This window comes from Sphingopyxis sp., assembly GCF_034380315.1.
Classification (GTDB): domain Bacteria; phylum Pseudomonadota; class Alphaproteobacteria; order Sphingomonadales; family Sphingomonadaceae; genus Sphingopyxis.
This window is the reverse complement of record NZ_JAXMPB010000004.1, coordinates 294,572-311,475: the sequence shown is the minus strand read 5'-3', so window position 1 is coordinate 311,475 and position 16,904 is coordinate 294,572. Positions and strand designations below refer to the sequence as shown.

Sequence of the window (16,904 nt, the reverse complement as noted above, 5' to 3'; positions counted from 1 at the left end):
TACATTTTTCCGCGGTGGCGCTAGGGGAAGGGTGGACGCGCATCTTGTGATTTTTTGAGAGGACTGACGATGGATAGTGGCAGCAAGGTGCAATTCTCGGACCGCGAGGCCCTGCTTTACCACAGCTATGGACGCCCCGGTAAGATCGAGATCGTCGCGTCGAAACCCATGGCGACACAGCGCGACCTCAGCCTGGCCTATTCGCCGGGGGTCGCGGTGCCGGTGAAGGCGATCGCCGAAAACCCCGCCACCGCCTATGACTATACCGCCAAGGGCAATCTGGTCGCCGTTATTTCGAACGGCACCGCGATCCTGGGCCTCGGCAATCTCGGCGCGCTGGCGTCGAAACCGGTGATGGAGGGCAAGGCAGTGCTGTTCAAGCGCTTTGCCGACGTCGACTCGATCGACCTCGAGGTCGAAACCGAAGATCCACAGGCGTTCATCGATGCGGTCGCGCTGCTCGGCCCCAGTTTCGGCGGCATCAACCTGGAAGATATCGCAGCGCCCAACTGCTTCATCATCGAAGCAGCGCTGAAGGAACGCATGAACATCCCGGTGTTCCATGACGACCAGCATGGTACCGCGATCATCACCGCCGCCGGGCTGATCAACGCCTGCCATCTGACGGGACGCGACCTGTCGACGGTGAAGGTCGTCGTCAACGGCGCGGGCGCCGCGGCGATCGCCTGTACCGCGCTGATCAAGGCGATGGGCGTGGCCCACGAAAATGTCATCATGTGCGACCGCACCGGCACCATCTATCAGGGCCGCACCGACGGCATGGACCAGTGGAAATCGGCGCATGCGGTGCCGACCGAGGCGCGCGAACTGAGCGAGGCGCTGGTCGGCGCCGACGTGTTCCTGGGCCTGTCGGCGGCGGGCGCGCTGAAACCAGAAATGGTAAAGCATATGGCGCCGGCGCCGATCATCTTTGCGATGGCGAACCCCGATCCCGAAATCTCGCCGCCCGACGCCCGCGCGGCGCGGCCCGACGCGATCATCGCCACCGGACGGTCGGACTATCCGAACCAGGTCAACAATGTGCTGTGCTTCCCCTTCATCTTCCGCGGCGCGCTCGACGTGCGCGCGACCGCGATCAACGAGGAGATGAAGATCGCGGCCGCCTATGCGATCGCCGAACTGGCGCGCCAGCAGGTGCCCGAGGAAGTCGCCGCGGCCTATGGCGGCCGCGCGTCGAGCTTTGGCCCCGAATATATCATCCCCTCCCCCTTCGATCCCCGGCTGATGGAAATCGTCCCCGCCGCGGTTGCAAAGGCGGCGATGGAAACCGGGGTCGCACAGCAACCGATCGCCGACCTCGACGAATATCGCACCCGGCTGCGCGCCCGGCTCAATCCGACGACGTCGGTGCTGACGCTCGCCTATGAAGCGGCGCGCGCCAATCCCAAGCGCGTCGTCTTTGCCGAAGGCGAGGAAGAGGTGGTGCTGCGCGCCGCAATCCAGTTCCGCGACGGCGGCTATGGCATTCCGGTGCTGGTCGGGCGCGATGGGCTGCACGACAAGCTGCGCGCGATGGGCGTCAACGATGCCGAAGGTTTCGAGGTTCACAACAGCGTCAATTCGCCGCACGTCCCCGAAATGGTCGATCTGCTGTACAAGCGGTTGCAACGGCGCGGCTATCTGCGCCGTGACTGCGAACGCATGGTCAACCGCGACCGCAACATCTTTGGCGCGCTGATGCTCAAGTTGGGCCTGGGCGATGCGATGATCACCGGCGTCACCCGCACCTATTCGCAGACGATGCGCGAAGTCCGGCGGGTGATCGACCATGCGGAGGGCAAAACGCCATTCGGAACGCATATTCTGGTTGGCCAGCACCATACTATTTTCATGGCCGACACCACGGTCAACGAACGGCCGACCGCCGAAATGCTGGCCGATATCGCCGAACGCACCGCGCAGGTCGCACGGCGCATGGGGCATGAACCGCGCGTCGCCTTTCTGTCCTATTCGACCTTCGGCAACCCCGAAGGCTCGTGGCTCGACAATATTCGCGAGGCGGTCCACATCCTCGACGAACGCAAGCCGGGGTTCGAATATGAAGGCGAAATGGCGCCCGACGTCGCGCTCAATGCCCGGCTGATGGCGAATTATCCCTTCTGCCGCCTGTCGGGGCCGGCCAATGTTCTGGTCATGCCTGGGCTCCAGTCGGCGAATCTGTCGGCAAAGCTGCTGCGCGAACTGGGCGGCGGCGCGGTGATCGGCCCGGTGCTGGTCGGGATGGAAAAGCCAGTGCAGGTCGCGACCATGGCCTCACCCGCATCGGACCTCGTCACGCTCGCCGTGCTGGCGGCGGGCGGTATCGCCCAGGAACTGTCGGCCTGACCAGACGAAACAGAAACGGCCCGCGCCGCGGATAGCGGAGCGGGCCGTTTCGTTTGGCGTTGGCCCTATCGCGGGGCCGTTATTGCGGCGCGCCCGCCCCCGGGGCGCCCACGGCGCCGATATTGCCGAAAATATCTTCAAAGAAGCTGCGCTCGCGGCCCAGCGTCGGCGTCTTGTCGCCTTCGGGGCTGATCTTGCTGACCTGTTCGATTCCCGTGCGGTCGACCGCCGTGACATTGCCCGCCGCGTCGAAACGAACGCGCAGCACCTGCTGCGAGATCGGACGCGGCTTGGCAAAGGCCAGCTGCCGGGTTTCGCGCGAGACATAATAATATTCATTCTCGCTGAACTGTCCGACGAAGGTCGGGCGACCCAGCGTCTTTTCCACCGACTCGCGATTATCGACGCCGGGGGTGACGGATTCGGTCAGCACGGGGTCGACGACATAGCCCTGCCGCCCCTTGAGCTGCGTGCAGCCCCCGGCGGCAACCGCCACCACCAGACCAAGGGCAATCACACGTGCCCGCGCAGCGGGAAAGGAAGAAAGCGTATAGGGCATCAAAAAACTCTCCGTTGCGCCGGTCCGCCGCGTCAATCGGCGGAGGCGCTGGCTCTCGCGCCTCTTAACCGCAAGCGGCGGCAGGGCACAAGCCGCTTATGCCGCTCGAAAGCTTGCTCCACGCTGACCAACGCCTCTTTTCGGACGCGCCGATTCGGCCTAAACGCGGCAGATGTTCTCGATCCGCAAATTGTTCAAAGCCGAACCCGATCCGCGCGAGGCGCTGCGCCCGCTGTGGAATGCCGTCGTCGCCACCGCGCGCGCACCGCACTGGTATGCCGTCGGCGACGCACCCGACACGCTCGACGGTCGGTTCGACATGATCAGCCTCGTCCTTGCCCTGGTCCTTCACCGCATCGACGACGATCCCGATCAGGCGCTCGCCGGGGTCCAGCTCACCGAATTGTTCGTCACCGACATGGATGGCCAGATGCGCCAGATCGGTTTTGGCGACATGGTCGTCGGCAAACAGATCGGCCGTATGGTCGGGGCGCTCGGCGGACGGCTCGGCGCGTATCGCGCCGCCGACGGATCGGACGAACTGCGCGCCGCGCTGGTCCGCAACCTATGGCGCGGCAAGGAACCGCCCGCTGACGGGCTGGCGCATGTGATGACCGAGGTCGCGGCCCTGCGCGGCGCCCTTTCCGCCATGCCCGTCGCCGAACTGATCGGTGCCGATCATTTGCCGGAGACCGGCGCATGACCCCTGAATTTTCGCATATCGTCACGCTCGCCGATGCAGCGCAGGGGCGCAAGATCGCACTCGAGGCCGACGCCGATGCCCGGGCCCGGATCGCGGCGCGACTGGATCTCGTCGCGCTCGACCGCTTTGCCATGACGGCCGATCTGTCGACTATTGCAGGCGGCATGGCCGCGCGCGGTACGGTCGAGGCACAGCTGGTGCAAAGCTGCGCCGCGACCGATCTGCCCGTCCCCGCCACGATTACCGAAGCTTTCGACCTGCATTTCCTCCGCGAAATCATCACCCCGGCGGAAGAGGAAGAGGAGGTCGAGATCAGCAGCGAGGATTGCGACATCCTGCCGCTGGAAGGCGATCGCGCCGACCTGGGCGAGACGGCGGTACAAACCTTGTCGCTGGCGCTCGATCCGTTTCCGCGCCACCCCGATGCCGATCGCATCCTGGCGGAAAAGGGCGTGCTGACCGAAGAACAGGCCGGCCCCTTTGGCGCGCTCGCCGCGCTGCGCGGATCGACGAAGAGCTGACCCCGCCAGGATCGGACGAACAACATCGGTCCGATTGCCCCCGCAGGCGGCGCGGCGGCGGCATGACGCAATCAGCGCGGATCGGCGATCGGCTCGTCCGTACGCGCCAGGTCGGCGGCGACGTCGGCCAGCCCCGACTCGCCGTCCTTGCGATCCGGGCTCCCCGGCAAAGACTGTTCGCCCTCCGGTTTGGCCGCCTCCGCTTCGTCCCGGGCCGGCGGCAGCGCGCCGCCCAGCGCCTCGGCAAGACCGCGAAGCTGTTCGCCGATGACCGCATCGACCGCAGGGGCGATCTCTTCGGTCTTGAAGCGCATGTAACCGCCGACGACATAATCGAAGCGCAGCGCGCTGCCGGTCGGGGTCGGTTTGATCTGGATCGTCAGCGTGCCCGTCAGCGCTTCGCCCTGGAGCGGTCCAAAGGCGCCCGACAGGCGCAGCAACTGGCCGGGCCGCGAAAACAGCACCCGGGCATGTTGGACGCTGCCCACCCCGGCTCCACCATCGGGCAGCTTTTCGCAGAAACAGCCGCCCGCTTGCGAATCGAGCCAGAAATTGGCGGCATCGCCCGACCAGCTATGCGCTTTCGACCACCATTTGTCGGGGGTGCGCAGCATCTTCCAGACATCGGCGGGCGCCGCGGCCACCTGCGCGGTGTGGGCCACGGTAAAGCCAAGCGCGCTCTGGTCGATAATCTTCGCGGTCGCCGAATCGGCGGCGCCGGTGGCCGCCATCGCCGCCACCGCTGCAATCAAATATCTGGATGCTGTCATCGCCCTTCCCCCTTGCCGGTTCTTCTAACCGGCGCGGGGGATGGTGACTAGTCGGCGGGGCGAAGGATCGTTTCGATCGCGTCGTTGACCTGATCGATCGGCGCCATGCCGTCGACCCGGCTCACCAGCCCGCGTGCCTCATAGATAGGCAGGATCGGCGCGGTCTTGGCACGATATTCGGCCATGCGCGTGCGGACCGTTTCTTCATTGTCGTCGGGACGACGCTTGAATTCGGTCCCGCCGCAGGCGTCGCATGTGCCCTCGACCTTCGGCAGCTTGTAACGGTCATGATAGCCCGCACCGCATTGGGCGCAGGAAAAACGGCCAGTGATGCGATCGACCAGCGCGTCTTCCTCGACCTGCAGCTCGATGACATGGTCAAGCTTTCGCCCGCGCGCTGCCAAGATGCTGTCCAGCGCGTCGGCTTGCGCGGCCGTGCGCGGATAGCCGTCAAAGATCACCGAAACGTCGGCGCCGAGTTCGTCGAGCCGTTCGCCGATCAGGCCCGAAACGATCGCGTCCGAAACCAGTTCGCCCGCATCCATCACCGCCTTTGCCTGCAGGCCGATCGGCGTTCCCGCCTTGACCGCAGCGCGCAGCATGTCGCCGGTCGACAGCTGGACCATGCCATGCTCGTCCTCCAGCCGCGAAGCCTGCGTCCCCTTGCCCGCCCCCGGCGGGCCCAGCAAAATGATGTTCAGCGTCATGACGACCCCTGTTCCTGCCCCGATTGGCAACGTGCCCGTAGCGAGCGCTTTAACGCCGCGCAACGCCGCCCTTCAATTTCGCCTTCTTGATCAGGTCGCCATATTGATGCGCGAGCATATGGCTTTGAATCTGGCTGATCGTATCGATCGTCACATTGACGATGATCAACAGGCTGGTTCCGCCGAGCGCAAAGGGCAATCCCGAGCTGGCGATGAAATATTCGGGCACCAGACAGATCAGCGCCAGATAGGCCGCACCGATGACGGTGATGCGCGTCAGCACGAAATCGAGATAGGCGGCCGTATTCTTGCCGGGACGGATGCCGGGAATGAACCCGTTCTGCCGCTTCAGATTGTCGGCGGTTTCTTCGGGATTGAAGACGACCGCGACATAGAAGAAGCAGAAGAAGATGATGCCCGCGGCATAGAGCGCCATATAGAGCGGCTGCCCGTGCGCGAGATACTGGTTGAGCGTGATCAGGAAATCGCCGGTCGCGGTATCGCCCTGGACATTATTGCCCATCATCTGGGTGATGGTGATCGGCATCAGCAGCAGCGACGAGGCGAAGATCGGCGGAATCACGCCCGCGGTGTTGACCTTCAGCGGCAGGTGGCTGCGGTCGGCCTGCATCACGCCGCGCTGCGTCGCACGCTTGGGATACTGGACCAGGACGCGGCGCTGGGCGCGCTCCATGAACGCGATGAACGCGATCACCGCGACGGCGCCGACGATGACCGCGACGACCGTACCGCCGCCCATCGATCCTTCGCGAACCTGGGTGAACATCTGGGCAAAGCTGCGCGGCAATTGGGCCAGAATGCCCGCCATGATGATCAGCGACACGCCGTTACCGATACCGCGGCTGGTGATTTGTTCGCCGAGCCACATCAGGAACAGCGTCCCGCCGACGATGCTGATGACGGCGCCGATGCGAAAGAACATGCCGGGGTCGACGACCGCGGCAATGCCTTGCGACTGCCCCAGCGTTTCAAGGCCGACCGCGATGAAATAGCCCTGTATCGCCGTCAGCGCGACGGTGCCGTAGCGCGTGTACTGGTTGAGCTTCTTGCGCCCGCTTTCGCCCTCTTTCTTGAGTGCGGCGAGGCTCGGTGACAGCGCCGCAGCAAGCTGAACCACGATCGACGCGGTAATATAGGGCATGACGCCGAGCGCGATGATGCTCATGCGCTCCAGGCTGCCGCCCGAAAAAGTGTTGAAGATGTCGAGGATGCCGCCCGAGGCCGCCTGGTCGTAAAGGCGCGACAACGCCACCGGGTCGACCCCTGGCAGCGGCACGAACGACAGAAAGCGGAAAACAATCAGCGCACCGATGGTGAACCAGATGCGGTTCTTGAGTTCGGTCGCCTGTCCGAACTTCGAAAAGTTCAGGTTGGATGCAAGCTGATCGGCGCGAGAGGCCATGGTGATCTTTCCTCGAGTGCGGACCGCGCCCCCCGCGACCCGGCGCCTATGTGCGTTCGACGGCCGCGAAGCGCAAGGGGAAAGGTCCTACATAAAAGCGGCGCGGGTCATATCCCGGAACCGCCCTGTCTTGGTGCCTATCTCCGTCCATCGGACGCGACGGGCTTTTCACAAGGCAAAGGGGCGGCCCGCATCGCAGGCCGCCCCCTTGTTCCAAATTACTCGGCCTTGGCGGCTTCAGCTGCCGGCAGTTCGACCTTGCCGCCTGCCTTTTCGACCGCCTCGATCGCGCCCTTCGACGCGCCGGCCACCGCGAAGGTCAGCTTCGCGGTCAGTTCGCCCTTGGCGAGCAGACGAACGCCGTCCTTGCCGCCACGGGCAACGCCGGCGGCCTTCAGCGCGGCATGATCGACCGTCTTCTTCGCGTCGAGCTTCTTCTCGTCGATCAGCTTCTGAACCTGGCCCAGGTTCACAATGGCATAATCCTTGGCGAAGATGTTGTTGAAGCCGCGCTTCGGGATGCGCATGTGGAGCGGCATCTGACCGCCCTCGAAACCGTTGATCGCGACACCCGAACGGCTCTTCTGGCCCTTCTGGCCGCGGCCGGCGGTCTTGCCCTTGCCCGAACCGATGCCGCGTCCGACGCGCATGCGGCCCTTGCGGGCGCCGTTGTTGTCACGAAGATCGTTAAGCTTGATAGTCATATTCTGCACTCGCTTTCGCTGTTGTCGCGCTGTGAACCGGTCGTCCGCGGTTGCGGTGCCTAGTCCGGTTCGATTTCACTCGACGGCTGAAAACCGGGATAGGGCCCGGCCTTCTCCATCACAATGGCCTGGGCGACATAGCCACGGCCATCGACAGAGGTGATCGAGGGGCTGCCATGAAGCTGCCACCCCCGGTTGAGCAGCCCCTCGACACGCGCGCAAAAGGCGGCGTCGTCGGGACCGGTCAACAGGCGATAGAGCTTCATTGCGCCTTAACCCTCGACGACTTCCACCATGTGGGGAAGCTTGCGGATCATGCCGCGCACTTCGGGCGTGTCGACCAGTTCGACCTCGCGGTGCATCTTGCCCAGGCCGAGGCCGGTCAGGATCTTGCGCTGGTCCTTGGGACGACGGATCGGCGAACCGATCTGGCGGATCTTGATCTTCTTGTCAGCCATCGTCTTACTCCGTCACCGCGGCGGCTTCGGCCTCGGCGGCGCGGTCGGACACGCCGCCACGCTTGATGAGGTCCGACACCTTCTTGCCGCGACGCTGCGCCACCGACTTCGGGCTGGTCTGCTCGCCCAGCGCCTCAAAGGTCGCGCGGATCATGTTATAGGGGTTCGAGGTGCCGACCGACTTGGTCACCACGTCGGCAACGCCCAGCGATTCGAACACGGCGCGCATCGGACCGCCGGCGATGATGCCGGTACCCGCGGGTGCCGAACGCAGCGTGACGTTGCCGGCACCGAAGTGGCCACGGCCGTCATGGTGCAGCGTGCGACCATCGCGCAGCGGAACGCGGATCATCGCCTTCTTCGCCGCGGCGGTTGCCTTCGAAATGGCCTCGGGCACTTCGCGTGCCTTGCCATGGCCGAAACCGGCCCGGCCCTTGCCGTCGCCGACGACGACGAGCGCGGCGAAACCAAAGCGCTTACCGCCCTTCACCGTCTTCGAAACGCGGTTGATGTGAACCAGCTTTTCGATCAGCTCTTCGCCGCCTTCTTCGTCACGCGGACGACGATCGTCGCGGCGACCACGGCCACCTTCACGACCGCCACGACCGCCATCGCGGCCACCACGGCCACGGCGCGGCGCGCCGGTGTTTTCGGTCGCCTCGACGGCGCCTTCGGCGTTCTGTACTTCGTCAGCCATCATTAGAACTCCAATCCGCCTTCGCGTGCCGCGTCGGCCAGCGCCTTGATGCGCCCGTGGAACAGGAAGCCGCCACGGTCGAACACAACCGCAGTCACGCCCGCCTTCTTGGCAGCGGCAGCGAGACGCTTGCCGACATCGGCGGCAGCCGCAGTGGTCGCGCCCGAAGCCTGGCCGCGGACATCCTTGTCGAGCGTCGAGGCAGCGGCCAGCGTGCGGCCGGCGGCGTCATCGATGAGCTGCGCATAGATGTGACGGCCCGAACGGTGCACCGAAAGGCGCGGACGCCCGGCGGCGCGCTGACGGAGCGCGGTACGAACGCGCTGGCGACGTTTTTGGAAAGGGGTAAGATGTGCCATGGCTTACTTCTTCTTGCCTTCTTTGCGGAAGATGTACTCGCCGCGATATTTGATGCCCTTGCCCTTATAGGGTTCGGGCTTGCGCCAACGGCGGATTTCCGCCGCGACCTGGCCGACCTTCTGCTTGTCGATACCGCTGATCTCGATCGTCGTGTTGTCCGGCGTCTTGATCTCAATGCCTTCGGGCACCGCGAAATCGACATCATGGCTGTAGCCAAGCTGCAGCTTCAGCGTCTTGCCCTGCGAGTTGGCGCGATAGCCGACACCGGTGATCTCGAGGACCTTGGTGAAGCCTTCGGTGACGCCGGTGATCAGGTTCTGCACCAGCGTACGCTGCATGCCCCAGAAAGCACGGGCTTCACGGCTGCTGTTCGCGGGCTGCACCGAAATGCTGCCTTCGCCGACTTCATAGGTGATGAGGTCGGACAGCGGCATGGCCAGCGTGCCCTTCGGACCCTTGACCGACAGCGTGCCCGCGTCGATCGCAGCGGTGACGCCGCTCGGAACTTCCACGGCTTTTTTACCAATGCGCGACATCAGAACACCTCCGCCAGCACTTCGCCGCCGACATTATGCTCGCGAGCTTCGGCATCCGAAAGCACGCCGCGCGGGGTCGACACGATGGTGATGCCCAGGCCGTTGCGCACGATCGGCAGGTCCTTCGACCCCGAATAGACGCGGCGGCCCGGCTTCGAAACGCGCGCCACGTGACGGATCGCGGGCTGGCCTTCGAAATATTTCAGCTCGATACGGATGCCCTTGTGCTGGCCCCGGCTGCCCAGCGCTTCTTCGCTGTAGCCGCGGATATAGCCTTCGCGCTGGAGCACGTCGAGAACGCGAACACGCAGGGTCGAGGCGGGGGTAAGGACGCTGTCCTTCTTCGCCTGCTGGCCGTTGCGGATGCGGGTGAGCATATCACCCAAAGGATCGGTCATTGCCATCTTGCGTCTTCCTTACCAGCTCGACTTCACAACACCGGGGATCAGGCCCTTGTTGGCCAGATCGCGGAGCTGCACACGGCAAAGCCGGAATTTGCGATAATAAGCGCGGGGGCGCCCGGTCAGCTCGCACCGGTTACGGATGCGGGTCGGATTACCGTTGCGCGGAACTTCCGCCATCTTGAGGCGCGCGATCAGACGCTCGCCATCGTCGAGCGAGGTGTCGGCGGCCATCGCCTTCAGCTTCGCATAGCGACCGGCATATTTCTTCACCAGACGCTTGCGACGCTCATTCTTGTTCACTGAACTCAGTTTCGCCATGACTTAAGTTCTCTTTCCTTGTGCTTGCACGGCCTGGTCCCGGGCGGGGACTCAGGCGGCTGCCTTTTCTTCGGCTTCGATCGGGAAGGGGAAGCCGAACAGCTTGAGCAGTTCGCGGGCTTCTTCGTCCGTCCGCGCCGTGGTGGTCACGATCACATCCATGCCGCGCACCGTGTCGATGCGGTCATAGTTGATTTCGGGGAAGATGATCTGTTCCTTCAGGCCCATGGCATAGTTGCCACGGCCGTCGAAGCTCTTCGCCGACACGCCGCGAAAGTCGCGGATGCGGGGCATGGCGATGGTGATCAGGCGGTCGAGGAACTCGTACATGCGCTCGCGGCGGAGCGTCACCTTGCAACCGATCGGCATGCCTTCGCGCAGCTTGAACTGGGCGATCGACTTCTTGGCGCGCGTCACGACGGGCTTCTGGCCGGCGATCAGTTCCATTTCGGAAGCCGCCGCTTCGACCTTCTTCTTGTCCTGGGTCGCTTCGCCCACGCCCATGTTGAGCGTGATCTTTTCGATCTTCGGGACTTCCATCACGTTCTTGTAACCGAACTTCTCGGTCATCGCCTTGACGATCACGTCGTCATAGCGCTTGCGCATGCGGGGGGTATAATTGTCAGCCACTGATGGTCTCCCCGGACTTCACGGCGACACGCACCTTCTTGCCGTCCTTGGTTTCGATGCGCACGCGGGTCGGCTTGCCGCTCTTGGGATCGGCAATCGCAACCTTGCTCACGTGCAGCGGCGCTTCCTTGCGCTCCAGGCCACCCTGCGGGTTCGCCTGGGTCGGCTTGTTGTGCCGCGTGATGATGTTGACGCCCGCGACGACGACCTTGCCGTCCTTCGGCAGGCTCTGCGTCACTTCACCGGTCTTGCCCTTGTCCTTGCCGGACAGGATAACGACGGTGTCGCCCTTCTTGATCTTGGCCATACCCATGGTCAGAGCACCTCCGGCGCCAGGCTGATGATCTTCATATAGCCCTTGCCGCGCAGTTCGCGGACGACGGGGCCAAAGATACGGGTGCCGATCGGCTCTTCATTCTTGTTGACGAGCACGGCGGCGTTGCTGTCGAAACGGATCACCGAACCGTCCGCGCGGCGGACGTCCTTCGCGGTGCGGACGATGACGGCGCGATGCACGTCGCCCTTCTTCACCTTGCCGCGCGGCTGTGCTTCCTTGATCGACACGACGATGACGTCGCCCACGCCGGCGGTGCGACGCTTCGACCCGCCCAGTACCTTGATGCACTGAACGCGCTTCGCGCCGCTGTTGTCGGCGACTTCCAATTGTGACTGCATCTGGATCATCGATGCATTTCCTTCTTCCTTGGCCTACCGGGCCACCCCGGCGGTTCCGTGAAACACGTCTTAGGCTTCGGCCGCCTTCGGCTTGGTGGACGTTTCGACCTTTTCCAGGACCTTCCACGTCTTCAGCTTCGAAATCGGCTTCGTTTCCTCGATGCGGACGGTTTCGCCAGCCTTGACGCTGTTGTCCTCATCATGGGCGTGATATTTTTTCGAACGGCGGATGATCTTGCCGTAGAGCGGGTGCTTCACCTTACGCTCCACCTTCACGACCACCGTCTTGTCGCCCTTGTCGGACACCACCGTGCCGGTCAGAATGCGCTTCGGCATGACAGTCTCCTTACTTCGCGACCGAGCGCGTACGCTCGGTCTGCAACGTCTTGATGCGAGCGATCGAACGCCGCACTTCCTTGACCCGCGACGCCTTTTCCAGCTGACCGGTGGCGGCCTGGAAACGCAGGTTGAACGCCTCGCGCTTCAGTTCGCCAAGCTGTTCGGCGAGCTGGTCGTCGGTCTTGGTCTTCAGATCTTCGGTCTTGGACATGGCCCTTAACCCTCCAGGTGCGAGGTGTCGCCGAGTCGGGCGACAACCTTCGTCTTGATCGGCAGCTTCATCGCCGCACGTTCGAACGCCAGCGCGGCCACCGGGCCGGGAACGCCGTCGAGTTCGAACAGGATGCGGCCCGGCTTGACCCGTGCGGCCCAGAATTCCGGCGAACCCTTGCCCTTACCCATACGGACTTCGGCAGGCTTCGACGAAACGGGGACGTCGGGGAACACGCGGATCCACAAACGGCCCTGACGCTTGATCGCACGGCTGATCGCGCGGCGGGCCGCTTCGATCTGGCGCGCGGTGATGCGCTCGGGTTCCATCGCCTTCAGCCCATAAGAGCCGAAGTTCAGGCTGGTACCGCCCTTGGCGTTGCCATGGATGCGGCCCTTGAAGGCCTTGCGGAATTTGGTTTTCTTCGGTTGCAACATGTCAGCAGTCCTTAGCGGCGATCATCGCGCGCCGGGCGCACGCCCGACGTCTGCGCGTCGAGCATCAACCGGTCGGTCGCCATCGGGTCATGGCCGAGGATCTCGCCCTTGAAGATCCACACCTTCATGCCGCACACGCCATAAGCGGTGTGCGCTTCGGCTTCGGCATAGTCGACATTGGCGCGCAGCGTGTGCAGCGGCACCCGGCCTTCGCGGTACCATTCGGTACGCGCGATTTCCGCGCCGCCCAGACGGCCGGCGCAGTTGATGCGGATGCCTTCGGCGCCGAGACGCATGGCCGACTGAACCGCCCGCTTCATCGCGCGGCGGAAAGCCACGCGGCGTTCGAGCTGGTCGGCGATGCCCTGTGCGACGAGCTTGGCGTCGACTTCCGGCTTGCGGATTTCGACGATGTTCAGCGACACGTCGCTGCCCGTCATTTCACCGAGCTTCTTGCGCAGCTTTTCGATGTCCGCGCCCTTCTTGCCGATGATGACGCCCGGACGGGCGGCATAGATCGACACGCGGCACAGCTTCGCCGGACGTTCGATGACGACCTTCGAGATCGCAGCCTGCGGGAGGGTCTTGAAGATAAACTTGCGAATCTTCAGATCCTCGATCAGCATACGGCCGTAATCCTGGCCTTCCGCGAACCAGCGGCTGTCCCAGGTACGGTTGACCTGCAGGCGCAGGCCGATCGGATTGCTCTTCTGGCCCATCTTACGCCTCTTCTTCCTGTTCGCGGACGACGATGCGGATGCGGCTGAACGGCTTGACGATCCGGGTCGACTTGCCGCGGCCACGCGCGTGCCAGCGCTTCATCGAGATCGACTTGCCCACGCTCGCTTCCTTGATGACCAGCGCATCAACGTCGAGGTTGTGGTTGTTTTCCGCGTTGGCGACGGCGCTGGCGAGAACCTTGCGCACGTCGACAGCCATCGCCTTCTTCGAGAAGGCGAGGATGTTCATCGCGTCTTCGACCTTGCGGCCGCGGATCAGCGCAGCAACGAGGTTCAGCTTCTGCGCCGAGCCGCGAATCTGCGTGCCGACCGACAGCGCCTCGTTATCCGCAACGCGGCGGGGGGACTTTTCCTTGCCCATTAGCGTTTGCCCTTCTTGTCGGCCGCGTGACCGGGGAAGAAGCGCGTGGGTGCGAATTCACCCAGCTTCATGCCGACCATGTCCTCGTTCACCGAAACGGGCACGAACTTGCGGCCGTTGTAAACGTTGAAGGTCAGCCCGACGAATTGCGGCAGGATGGTGGAGCGACGCGACCAGGTCTTGATCGGGGCAGAGCTGCCGCCGTCCTGAGCCGCTTCGGCTTTCTTGAGAAGATGAAGGTCCACGAACGGACCCTTCCAGACCGAGCGAGCCATGACTTACCTCTTCTTCTTCGCGTGACGCGACCGGATGATCATCTTGTCGGTCTGCTTGTTGTTGCGCGTGCGCGCGCCCTTGGTCGGCTTGCCCCACGGGGTCACCGGATGACGGCCACCCGAGGTGCGGCCTTCACCACCGCCGTGCGGGTGGTCGACCGGGTTCTTCGCGACACCGCGAGTCAGCGGACGCTTGCCGAGCCAGCGGTTGCGACCGGCCTTGCCGAGGTTGGTGTTCTGGTTGTCGGGGTTCGACACCGCACCGACCGTGCCCATGCATTCGCCACGGATGTAACGCTGTTCGCCCGAACCGAGACGCACGATCACGAGACCGCGGTCACGACCGACGACCTGTGCATAGGTGCCAGCCGAACGGGCGATCTGGCCACCCTTGCCCGGCTTCATCTCGATGTTGTGGACGATCGTGCCGACCGGCATCTGCGACAATTCCATCGCATTGCCCGGCTTCACGTCGGTCTTCTTGCCCGCGACGACGGTGTCGCCAACGGCCAGGCGCTGCGGCGCCAGGATGTAGGCCACTTCACCGTCTTCATATTTGATCAGCGCGATGAACGCGGTGCGGTTCGGGTCATATTCCAGACGCTCGACGACAGCCGGCATGTCCCACTTGCGACGCTTGAAGTCGATGAAGCGGTACTTCTGCTTGTGGCCGCCGGCGATGCCGCGCGAGGTCACATGACCCTTGTTGTTGCGGCCGCCGGTCTTGCGCTTGCCTTCGGTCAGCGCCTTGACGGGCTTGCCCTTCCACAGCGACGACTTGTCGACGAGGATCAGGCCGCGCTGCGCGGGGCTGGTCGGATTGTAGGATTTAAGTGCCATTTTCTCTGCCTTTCCCTACGCTCAGACGCCGGTGGTGACGTCGATCGACTGGCCTTCGGCCAGGCGAACGATCGCCTTCTTCACGTCGCTGCGGGTGTAGGGCTTGCCCTTCCAGCGCTTGGTCTTGCCCTTGGTGACGAGCGTGTTCACGCCGATCACCTTGACATCGAACAGCGCCTCGACGGCGGCCTTGATGGCGGGCTTGGTCGCGTCGTTCGCGACCTTGAACACCACCGCATTATTCTCGCTGAGCAGGGTCGACTTTTCGGTGATCACCGGAGCGAGGATCACGTCATAGTGACGCGCGTCGACAGTTTTTGCCTTAGCCATTGAAACGGGCCTCCAGCTTTTCGACCGCCGCGCGGGTCAGGACCAGCGTGTCGGCGCGAATGATGTCATAGACGTTGGCACCAGCCGCCGGCATCGAATCGATGCCGACCAGGTTGGCCGAAGCCAGAGCGAAGCTTTCGTGCACCGCATCGCCGTCGATAAAGAGCGCGCGGTTGCCGAGGTCGAGCTTGCCGAGCTTGCCGGCGAGCGCCTTGGTCTTCGCGTCCTTGAGCTCGAGCGTGTCGAGAACGACGATCTTGCCGCCCTTCGCCTTGTCGCTCAGCGCCATCTTCAGGCCCAGCGCGCGGATCTTCTTGTTCAGCGAGTGGCCGAAGGTGCGGGCCCGCGGGCCGTGTGCCTTGCCGCCGCCGATGAAGATCGGTGCCTTGCGGTCGCCGTGACGGGCGGTACCGCCACCCTTCTGACGACCGAACTTCTTGCCGGTGCGGGCCACGTCGCTGCGTTCGCGGGCGGCGCGAGCCGGACCGCGGCGCTTTTCGAGCTGCCAGCTGACGACGCGGTGCAGGATGTCGGCACGCGGGTCGACACCGAAGACTTCGTCATTCAGGTCGATATCGGCGCCGGCCTTGCCGTCGATGGTTTGAACCTTGACCTTCATGATCAGGACTCCTGCGCGCCGTCGGTGGTGGTCGCGTCAACCACGGCTTCTTCGGCCGGAGTGTCCGCAGGCGCATCAGCCGGGGCTTCGTGATTGGCGTTGGCCGCAACCTTGACGCCCGCCGGATAGGGGGCTTCGGGGTGACGCGGCAGCTTCACCGCATCGCGAACCAAAAGCCAGCCACCCTTCGAGCCAGGGACCGAACCCTTGACGAAGAGGAGACCGCGCTCGGCGTCGGTGCGGACGATTTCGAGATTCTGCTGGGTGCGGTTGCGCGCGCCCATGTGGCCGGCCATCTTCTTGTTCTTGAAGACGCGGCCCGGATCCTGGCGGTTACCGGTCGAACCATGGGCACGGTGGCTGATCGAGACGCCGTGGCTGGCGCGCATACCGCCGAAGCCCCAGCGCTTCATCGCACCGGCAAAGCCCTTACCCTGGGTCACGCCCTGGATGTCGACGATCTGGCCGGCAACGAAATGGTCGGCCGACAGTTCGGCACCGACGTCGAGCGTCGCGTCGTCAGCGACGCGGAATTCGACGACCTTTGCCTTGGGCTCGACTTCGGCCTTGCCATAAGCGCCGCGCTGCGGCTTGGCGACGTTCTTCGCCTTGGCCGAGCCAGCACCGAGTTGAACGGCCACATAGCCGTCACGTTCTTTATCGCGCACGGAAATGACCTGACAGCCTTCGAGGCTCAGGACGGTGACGGGCACGTGGCGGCCGTCGTCCTGAAACAGGCGGGTCATCCCCATTTTCTTCGCGATCACGCCAGTCCGCATGATCTAACTCCTCAACAGAGGCCGGGCGGACCATTCCGCACGGCGTGTGGGACCGTGACAGGCCAAAACCCGCCACGAACCCTCCCAGCCCAAATTTTGATGCATCGCCCCGTCCGGGCTGAGGTGCCGCGCCCCCAGGGGGTTTGCGGCGAGACGGGGGAC

Annotated in this window: 28 protein-coding genes; 3 read left to right on the top strand and 25 right to left on the bottom strand. The window is 64.1% G+C overall.

Annotated features, from left to right (window positions below; genetic code table 11):
• Positions 1–69 precede the first annotated feature (69 nt).
• Positions 70–2,346 (top strand): NADP-dependent malic enzyme, encoded by a 2,277-nt coding sequence (locus tag U0S50_RS09730; RefSeq protein ID WP_322308572.1) that lies wholly within the window; start codon positions 70–72, stop codon positions 2,344–2,346.
• 79 nt (positions 2,347–2,425) lie between these two features.
• Here the strand turns inward: U0S50_RS09730 and U0S50_RS09725 are convergent, their stop codons facing one another.
• Positions 2,426–2,905, bottom strand: coding sequence for an outer membrane protein assembly factor BamE (locus U0S50_RS09725; RefSeq protein ID WP_322308571.1), 480 nt, complete (start codon positions 2,903–2,905; stop codon positions 2,426–2,428).
• 172 nt (positions 2,906–3,077) lie between these two features.
• Here U0S50_RS09725 and U0S50_RS09720 point away from each other — a divergent pair, with 172 nt between their 5' ends.
• Together U0S50_RS09720 and U0S50_RS09715 are read left to right on the top strand one after the other, a co-directional pair.
• Positions 3,078–3,608 (top strand): ubiquinol-cytochrome C chaperone family protein, encoded by a 531-nt coding sequence (locus U0S50_RS09720; protein ID WP_322308570.1) that lies wholly within the window; start codon positions 3,078–3,080, stop codon positions 3,606–3,608.
• On the top strand, positions 3,605–4,129 hold the full coding sequence (locus U0S50_RS09715; RefSeq protein ID WP_322308569.1) for a YceD family protein: 525 nt from the start codon (positions 3,605–3,607) through the stop codon (positions 4,127–4,129). Before U0S50_RS09720 ends, U0S50_RS09715 begins: the two co-directional genes overlap by 4 nt.
• A 71-nt stretch (positions 4,130–4,200) precedes the next feature.
• On the opposite strand, the gene U0S50_RS09710 is transcribed toward U0S50_RS09715, so the two are convergent.
• The 24 genes from U0S50_RS09710 to rplC all read right to left on the bottom strand — a co-directional run bounded on the left by U0S50_RS09710 (position 4,201) and on the right by rplC (position 16,742).
• Positions 4,201–4,899 (bottom strand): SRPBCC family protein, encoded by a 699-nt coding sequence (locus U0S50_RS09710; protein ID WP_322308568.1) that lies wholly within the window; start codon positions 4,897–4,899, stop codon positions 4,201–4,203.
• Positions 4,900–4,946: 47 nt separating this feature from the next.
• Positions 4,947–5,606, bottom strand: coding sequence for an adenylate kinase (locus U0S50_RS09705; RefSeq protein ID WP_322308567.1), 660 nt, complete (start codon positions 5,604–5,606; stop codon positions 4,947–4,949).
• 49 nt (positions 5,607–5,655) lie between these two features.
• Positions 5,656–7,029 carry a preprotein translocase subunit SecY gene (secY, locus tag U0S50_RS09700; protein ID WP_322308566.1) on the bottom strand — a complete coding sequence of 458 codons (1,374 nt, stop codon included), beginning with the start codon at positions 7,027–7,029 and terminating at the stop codon, positions 5,656–5,658.
• Between the two features lie 218 nt (positions 7,030–7,247).
• Complete coding sequence (rplO, locus tag U0S50_RS09695; protein WP_322308565.1) at positions 7,248–7,733, bottom strand: 50S ribosomal protein L15; 486 nt, start codon at positions 7,731–7,733, stop codon at positions 7,248–7,250.
• Between the two features lie 59 nt (positions 7,734–7,792).
• Complete coding sequence (locus tag U0S50_RS09690; RefSeq protein WP_167920379.1) at positions 7,793–7,999, bottom strand: DUF1737 domain-containing protein; 207 nt, start codon at positions 7,997–7,999, stop codon at positions 7,793–7,795.
• A gap of 6 nt (positions 8,000–8,005) precedes the next feature.
• The gene (gene rpmD / locus U0S50_RS09685) at positions 8,006–8,191 is read right to left on the bottom strand and encodes a 50S ribosomal protein L30 (RefSeq protein WP_120221719.1); all 186 of its coding nucleotides are present in this window, start codon (positions 8,189–8,191) and stop codon (positions 8,006–8,008) included.
• A gap of 4 nt (positions 8,192–8,195) precedes the next feature.
• Entirely contained in the window at positions 8,196–8,888 is a 693-nt protein-coding gene (rpsE, locus tag U0S50_RS09680) for a 30S ribosomal protein S5 (protein WP_322308720.1), read from the bottom strand.
• Between the two features lie 2 nt (positions 8,889–8,890).
• Positions 8,891–9,247 (bottom strand): 50S ribosomal protein L18, encoded by a 357-nt coding sequence (gene rplR, locus U0S50_RS09675; RefSeq protein ID WP_322308564.1) that lies wholly within the window; start codon positions 9,245–9,247, stop codon positions 8,891–8,893.
• A 3-nt stretch (positions 9,248–9,250) separates the two neighbouring features.
• A complete protein-coding gene (gene rplF / locus U0S50_RS09670) occupies positions 9,251–9,784 on the bottom strand; it encodes a 50S ribosomal protein L6 (RefSeq protein ID WP_322308563.1) in 534 nt (177 codons plus the stop codon).
• The gene (rpsH, locus tag U0S50_RS09665; RefSeq protein ID WP_322308562.1) at positions 9,784–10,188 is read right to left on the bottom strand and encodes a 30S ribosomal protein S8; all 405 of its coding nucleotides are present in this window, start codon (positions 10,186–10,188) and stop codon (positions 9,784–9,786) included. Before rpsH ends, rplF begins: the two co-directional genes overlap by 1 nt.
• A gap of 12 nt (positions 10,189–10,200) precedes the next feature.
• Positions 10,201–10,506 (bottom strand): 30S ribosomal protein S14, encoded by a 306-nt coding sequence (gene rpsN / locus U0S50_RS09660; protein WP_322308561.1) that lies wholly within the window; start codon positions 10,504–10,506, stop codon positions 10,201–10,203.
• 51 nt (positions 10,507–10,557) lie between these two features.
• Complete coding sequence (gene rplE / locus U0S50_RS09655) at positions 10,558–11,136, bottom strand: 50S ribosomal protein L5 (RefSeq protein WP_322308560.1); 579 nt, start codon at positions 11,134–11,136, stop codon at positions 10,558–10,560.
• Positions 11,129–11,449 (bottom strand): 50S ribosomal protein L24, encoded by a 321-nt coding sequence (rplX, locus tag U0S50_RS09650; RefSeq protein WP_322308559.1) that lies wholly within the window; start codon positions 11,447–11,449, stop codon positions 11,129–11,131. Before rplX ends, rplE begins: the two co-directional genes overlap by 8 nt.
• Before the next feature lie 2 nt (positions 11,450–11,451).
• Entirely contained in the window at positions 11,452–11,820 is a 369-nt protein-coding gene (rplN, locus tag U0S50_RS09645; RefSeq protein WP_053555865.1) for a 50S ribosomal protein L14, read from the bottom strand.
• Positions 11,821–11,880: 60 nt separating this feature from the next.
• Positions 11,881–12,147, bottom strand: a complete 267-nt coding sequence (gene rpsQ, locus U0S50_RS09640) for a 30S ribosomal protein S17 (protein WP_322308558.1) — start codon at positions 12,145–12,147, stop codon at positions 11,881–11,883.
• 10 nt (positions 12,148–12,157) lie between these two features.
• Complete coding sequence (gene rpmC, locus U0S50_RS09635; protein ID WP_322308557.1) at positions 12,158–12,361, bottom strand: 50S ribosomal protein L29; 204 nt, start codon at positions 12,359–12,361, stop codon at positions 12,158–12,160.
• Positions 12,362–12,366: 5 nt separating this feature from the next.
• Positions 12,367–12,798, bottom strand: coding sequence for a 50S ribosomal protein L16 (gene rplP / locus U0S50_RS09630; protein ID WP_089216040.1), 432 nt, complete (start codon positions 12,796–12,798; stop codon positions 12,367–12,369).
• Positions 12,799–12,809: 11 nt separating this feature from the next.
• Complete coding sequence (gene rpsC / locus U0S50_RS09625; protein ID WP_322308556.1) at positions 12,810–13,517, bottom strand: 30S ribosomal protein S3; 708 nt, start codon at positions 13,515–13,517, stop codon at positions 12,810–12,812.
• Between the two features lies 1 nt (position 13,518).
• On the bottom strand, positions 13,519–13,899 hold the full coding sequence (gene rplV / locus U0S50_RS09620; RefSeq protein ID WP_322308555.1) for a 50S ribosomal protein L22: 381 nt from the start codon (positions 13,897–13,899) through the stop codon (positions 13,519–13,521).
• Entirely contained in the window at positions 13,899–14,174 is a 276-nt protein-coding gene (gene rpsS, locus U0S50_RS09615; RefSeq protein ID WP_003042215.1) for a 30S ribosomal protein S19, read from the bottom strand. Before rpsS ends, rplV begins: the two co-directional genes overlap by 1 nt.
• A gap of 3 nt (positions 14,175–14,177) precedes the next feature.
• On the bottom strand, positions 14,178–15,014 hold the full coding sequence (gene rplB, locus U0S50_RS09610; RefSeq protein WP_322308554.1) for a 50S ribosomal protein L2: 837 nt from the start codon (positions 15,012–15,014) through the stop codon (positions 14,178–14,180).
• A gap of 21 nt (positions 15,015–15,035) precedes the next feature.
• On the bottom strand, positions 15,036–15,344 hold the full coding sequence (locus tag U0S50_RS09605) for a 50S ribosomal protein L23 (protein ID WP_058806667.1): 309 nt from the start codon (positions 15,342–15,344) through the stop codon (positions 15,036–15,038).
• Positions 15,337–15,963, bottom strand: a complete 627-nt coding sequence (rplD, locus tag U0S50_RS09600; RefSeq protein WP_322308553.1) for a 50S ribosomal protein L4 — start codon at positions 15,961–15,963, stop codon at positions 15,337–15,339. Before rplD ends, U0S50_RS09605 begins: the two co-directional genes overlap by 8 nt.
• Positions 15,964–15,965: 2 nt before the next feature.
• Positions 15,966–16,742, bottom strand: coding sequence for a 50S ribosomal protein L3 (gene rplC, locus U0S50_RS09595; protein WP_322308552.1), 777 nt, complete (start codon positions 16,740–16,742; stop codon positions 15,966–15,968).
• Between the last annotated feature and the right edge of the window lie 162 nt (positions 16,743–16,904).

Bases quoted from the DNA above. Each gene is read 5' to 3' on its own strand.
- rplD (WP_322308553.1), bottom strand. From the start codon at position 15,963: ATGAAGGTCAAGGTTCAAACCATCGACGGCAAGGCCGGCGCCGATATC.
- rpmC (WP_322308557.1), bottom strand. From the start codon at position 12,361: ATGTCCAAGACCGAAGATCTGAAGACCAAGACCGACGACCAGCTCGCC.
- rplR (WP_322308564.1), bottom strand. From the start codon at position 9,247: ATGGCACATCTTACCCCTTTCCAAAAACGTCGCCAGCGCGTTCGTACC.
- U0S50_RS09710 (WP_322308568.1), bottom strand. From the start codon at position 4,899: ATGACAGCATCCAGATATTTGATTGCAGCGGTGGCGGCGATGGCGGCC.
- rplX (WP_322308559.1), bottom strand. From the start codon at position 11,449: ATGGGTATGGCCAAGATCAAGAAGGGCGACACCGTCGTTATCCTGTCC.
- secY (WP_322308566.1), bottom strand. From the start codon at position 7,029: ATGGCCTCTCGCGCCGATCAGCTTGCATCCAACCTGAACTTTTCGAAG.
- rpsH (WP_322308562.1), bottom strand. From the start codon at position 10,188: ATGGCAATGACCGATCCTTTGGGTGATATGCTCACCCGCATCCGCAAC.
- U0S50_RS09705 (WP_322308567.1), bottom strand. From the start codon at position 5,606: ATGACGCTGAACATCATTTTGCTGGGCCCGCCGGGGGCGGGCAAGGGG.
- rplP (WP_089216040.1), bottom strand. From the start codon at position 12,798: ATGTTGCAACCGAAGAAAACCAAATTCCGCAAGGCCTTCAAGGGCCGC.
- rplF (WP_322308563.1), bottom strand. From the start codon at position 9,784: ATGTCGCGCATTGGTAAAAAAGCCGTGGAAGTTCCGAGCGGCGTCACC.
- U0S50_RS09720 (WP_322308570.1), top strand. From the start codon at position 3,078: ATGTTCTCGATCCGCAAATTGTTCAAAGCCGAACCCGATCCGCGCGAG.
- rpmD (WP_120221719.1), bottom strand. From the start codon at position 8,191: ATGGCTGACAAGAAGATCAAGATCCGCCAGATCGGTTCGCCGATCCGT.
- rpsN (WP_322308561.1), bottom strand. From the start codon at position 10,506: ATGGCGAAACTGAGTTCAGTGAACAAGAATGAGCGTCGCAAGCGTCTG.
- U0S50_RS09730 (WP_322308572.1), top strand. From the start codon at position 70: ATGGATAGTGGCAGCAAGGTGCAATTCTCGGACCGCGAGGCCCTGCTT.
- rplV (WP_322308555.1), bottom strand. From the start codon at position 13,899: ATGGGCAAGGAAAAGTCCCCCCGCCGCGTTGCGGATAACGAGGCGCTG.
- rpsQ (WP_322308558.1), bottom strand. From the start codon at position 12,147: ATGCCGAAGCGCATTCTGACCGGCACGGTGGTGTCCGACAAGGGCGAC.
- rpsS (WP_003042215.1), bottom strand. From the start codon at position 14,174: ATGGCTCGCTCGGTCTGGAAGGGTCCGTTCGTGGACCTTCATCTTCTC.
- rplN (WP_053555865.1), bottom strand. From the start codon at position 11,820: ATGATCCAGATGCAGTCACAATTGGAAGTCGCCGACAACAGCGGCGCG.
- rpsC (WP_322308556.1), bottom strand. From the start codon at position 13,517: ATGGGCCAGAAGAGCAATCCGATCGGCCTGCGCCTGCAGGTCAACCGT.
- rplC (WP_322308552.1), bottom strand. From the start codon at position 16,742: ATGCGGACTGGCGTGATCGCGAAGAAAATGGGGATGACCCGCCTGTTT.
- rpsE (WP_322308720.1), bottom strand. From the start codon at position 8,888: ATGGCTGACGAAGTACAGAACGCCGAAGGCGCCGTCGAGGCGACCGAA.
- U0S50_RS09690 (WP_167920379.1), bottom strand. From the start codon at position 7,999: ATGAAGCTCTATCGCCTGTTGACCGGTCCCGACGACGCCGCCTTTTGC.
- U0S50_RS09715 (WP_322308569.1), top strand. From the start codon at position 3,605: ATGACCCCTGAATTTTCGCATATCGTCACGCTCGCCGATGCAGCGCAG.
- rplO (WP_322308565.1), bottom strand. From the start codon at position 7,733: ATGACTATCAAGCTTAACGATCTTCGTGACAACAACGGCGCCCGCAAG.
- U0S50_RS09725 (WP_322308571.1), bottom strand. From the start codon at position 2,905: ATGCCCTATACGCTTTCTTCCTTTCCCGCTGCGCGGGCACGTGTGATT.
- U0S50_RS09605 (WP_058806667.1), bottom strand. From the start codon at position 15,344: ATGGCTAAGGCAAAAACTGTCGACGCGCGTCACTATGACGTGATCCTC.
- rplB (WP_322308554.1), bottom strand. From the start codon at position 15,014: ATGGCACTTAAATCCTACAATCCGACCAGCCCCGCGCAGCGCGGCCTG.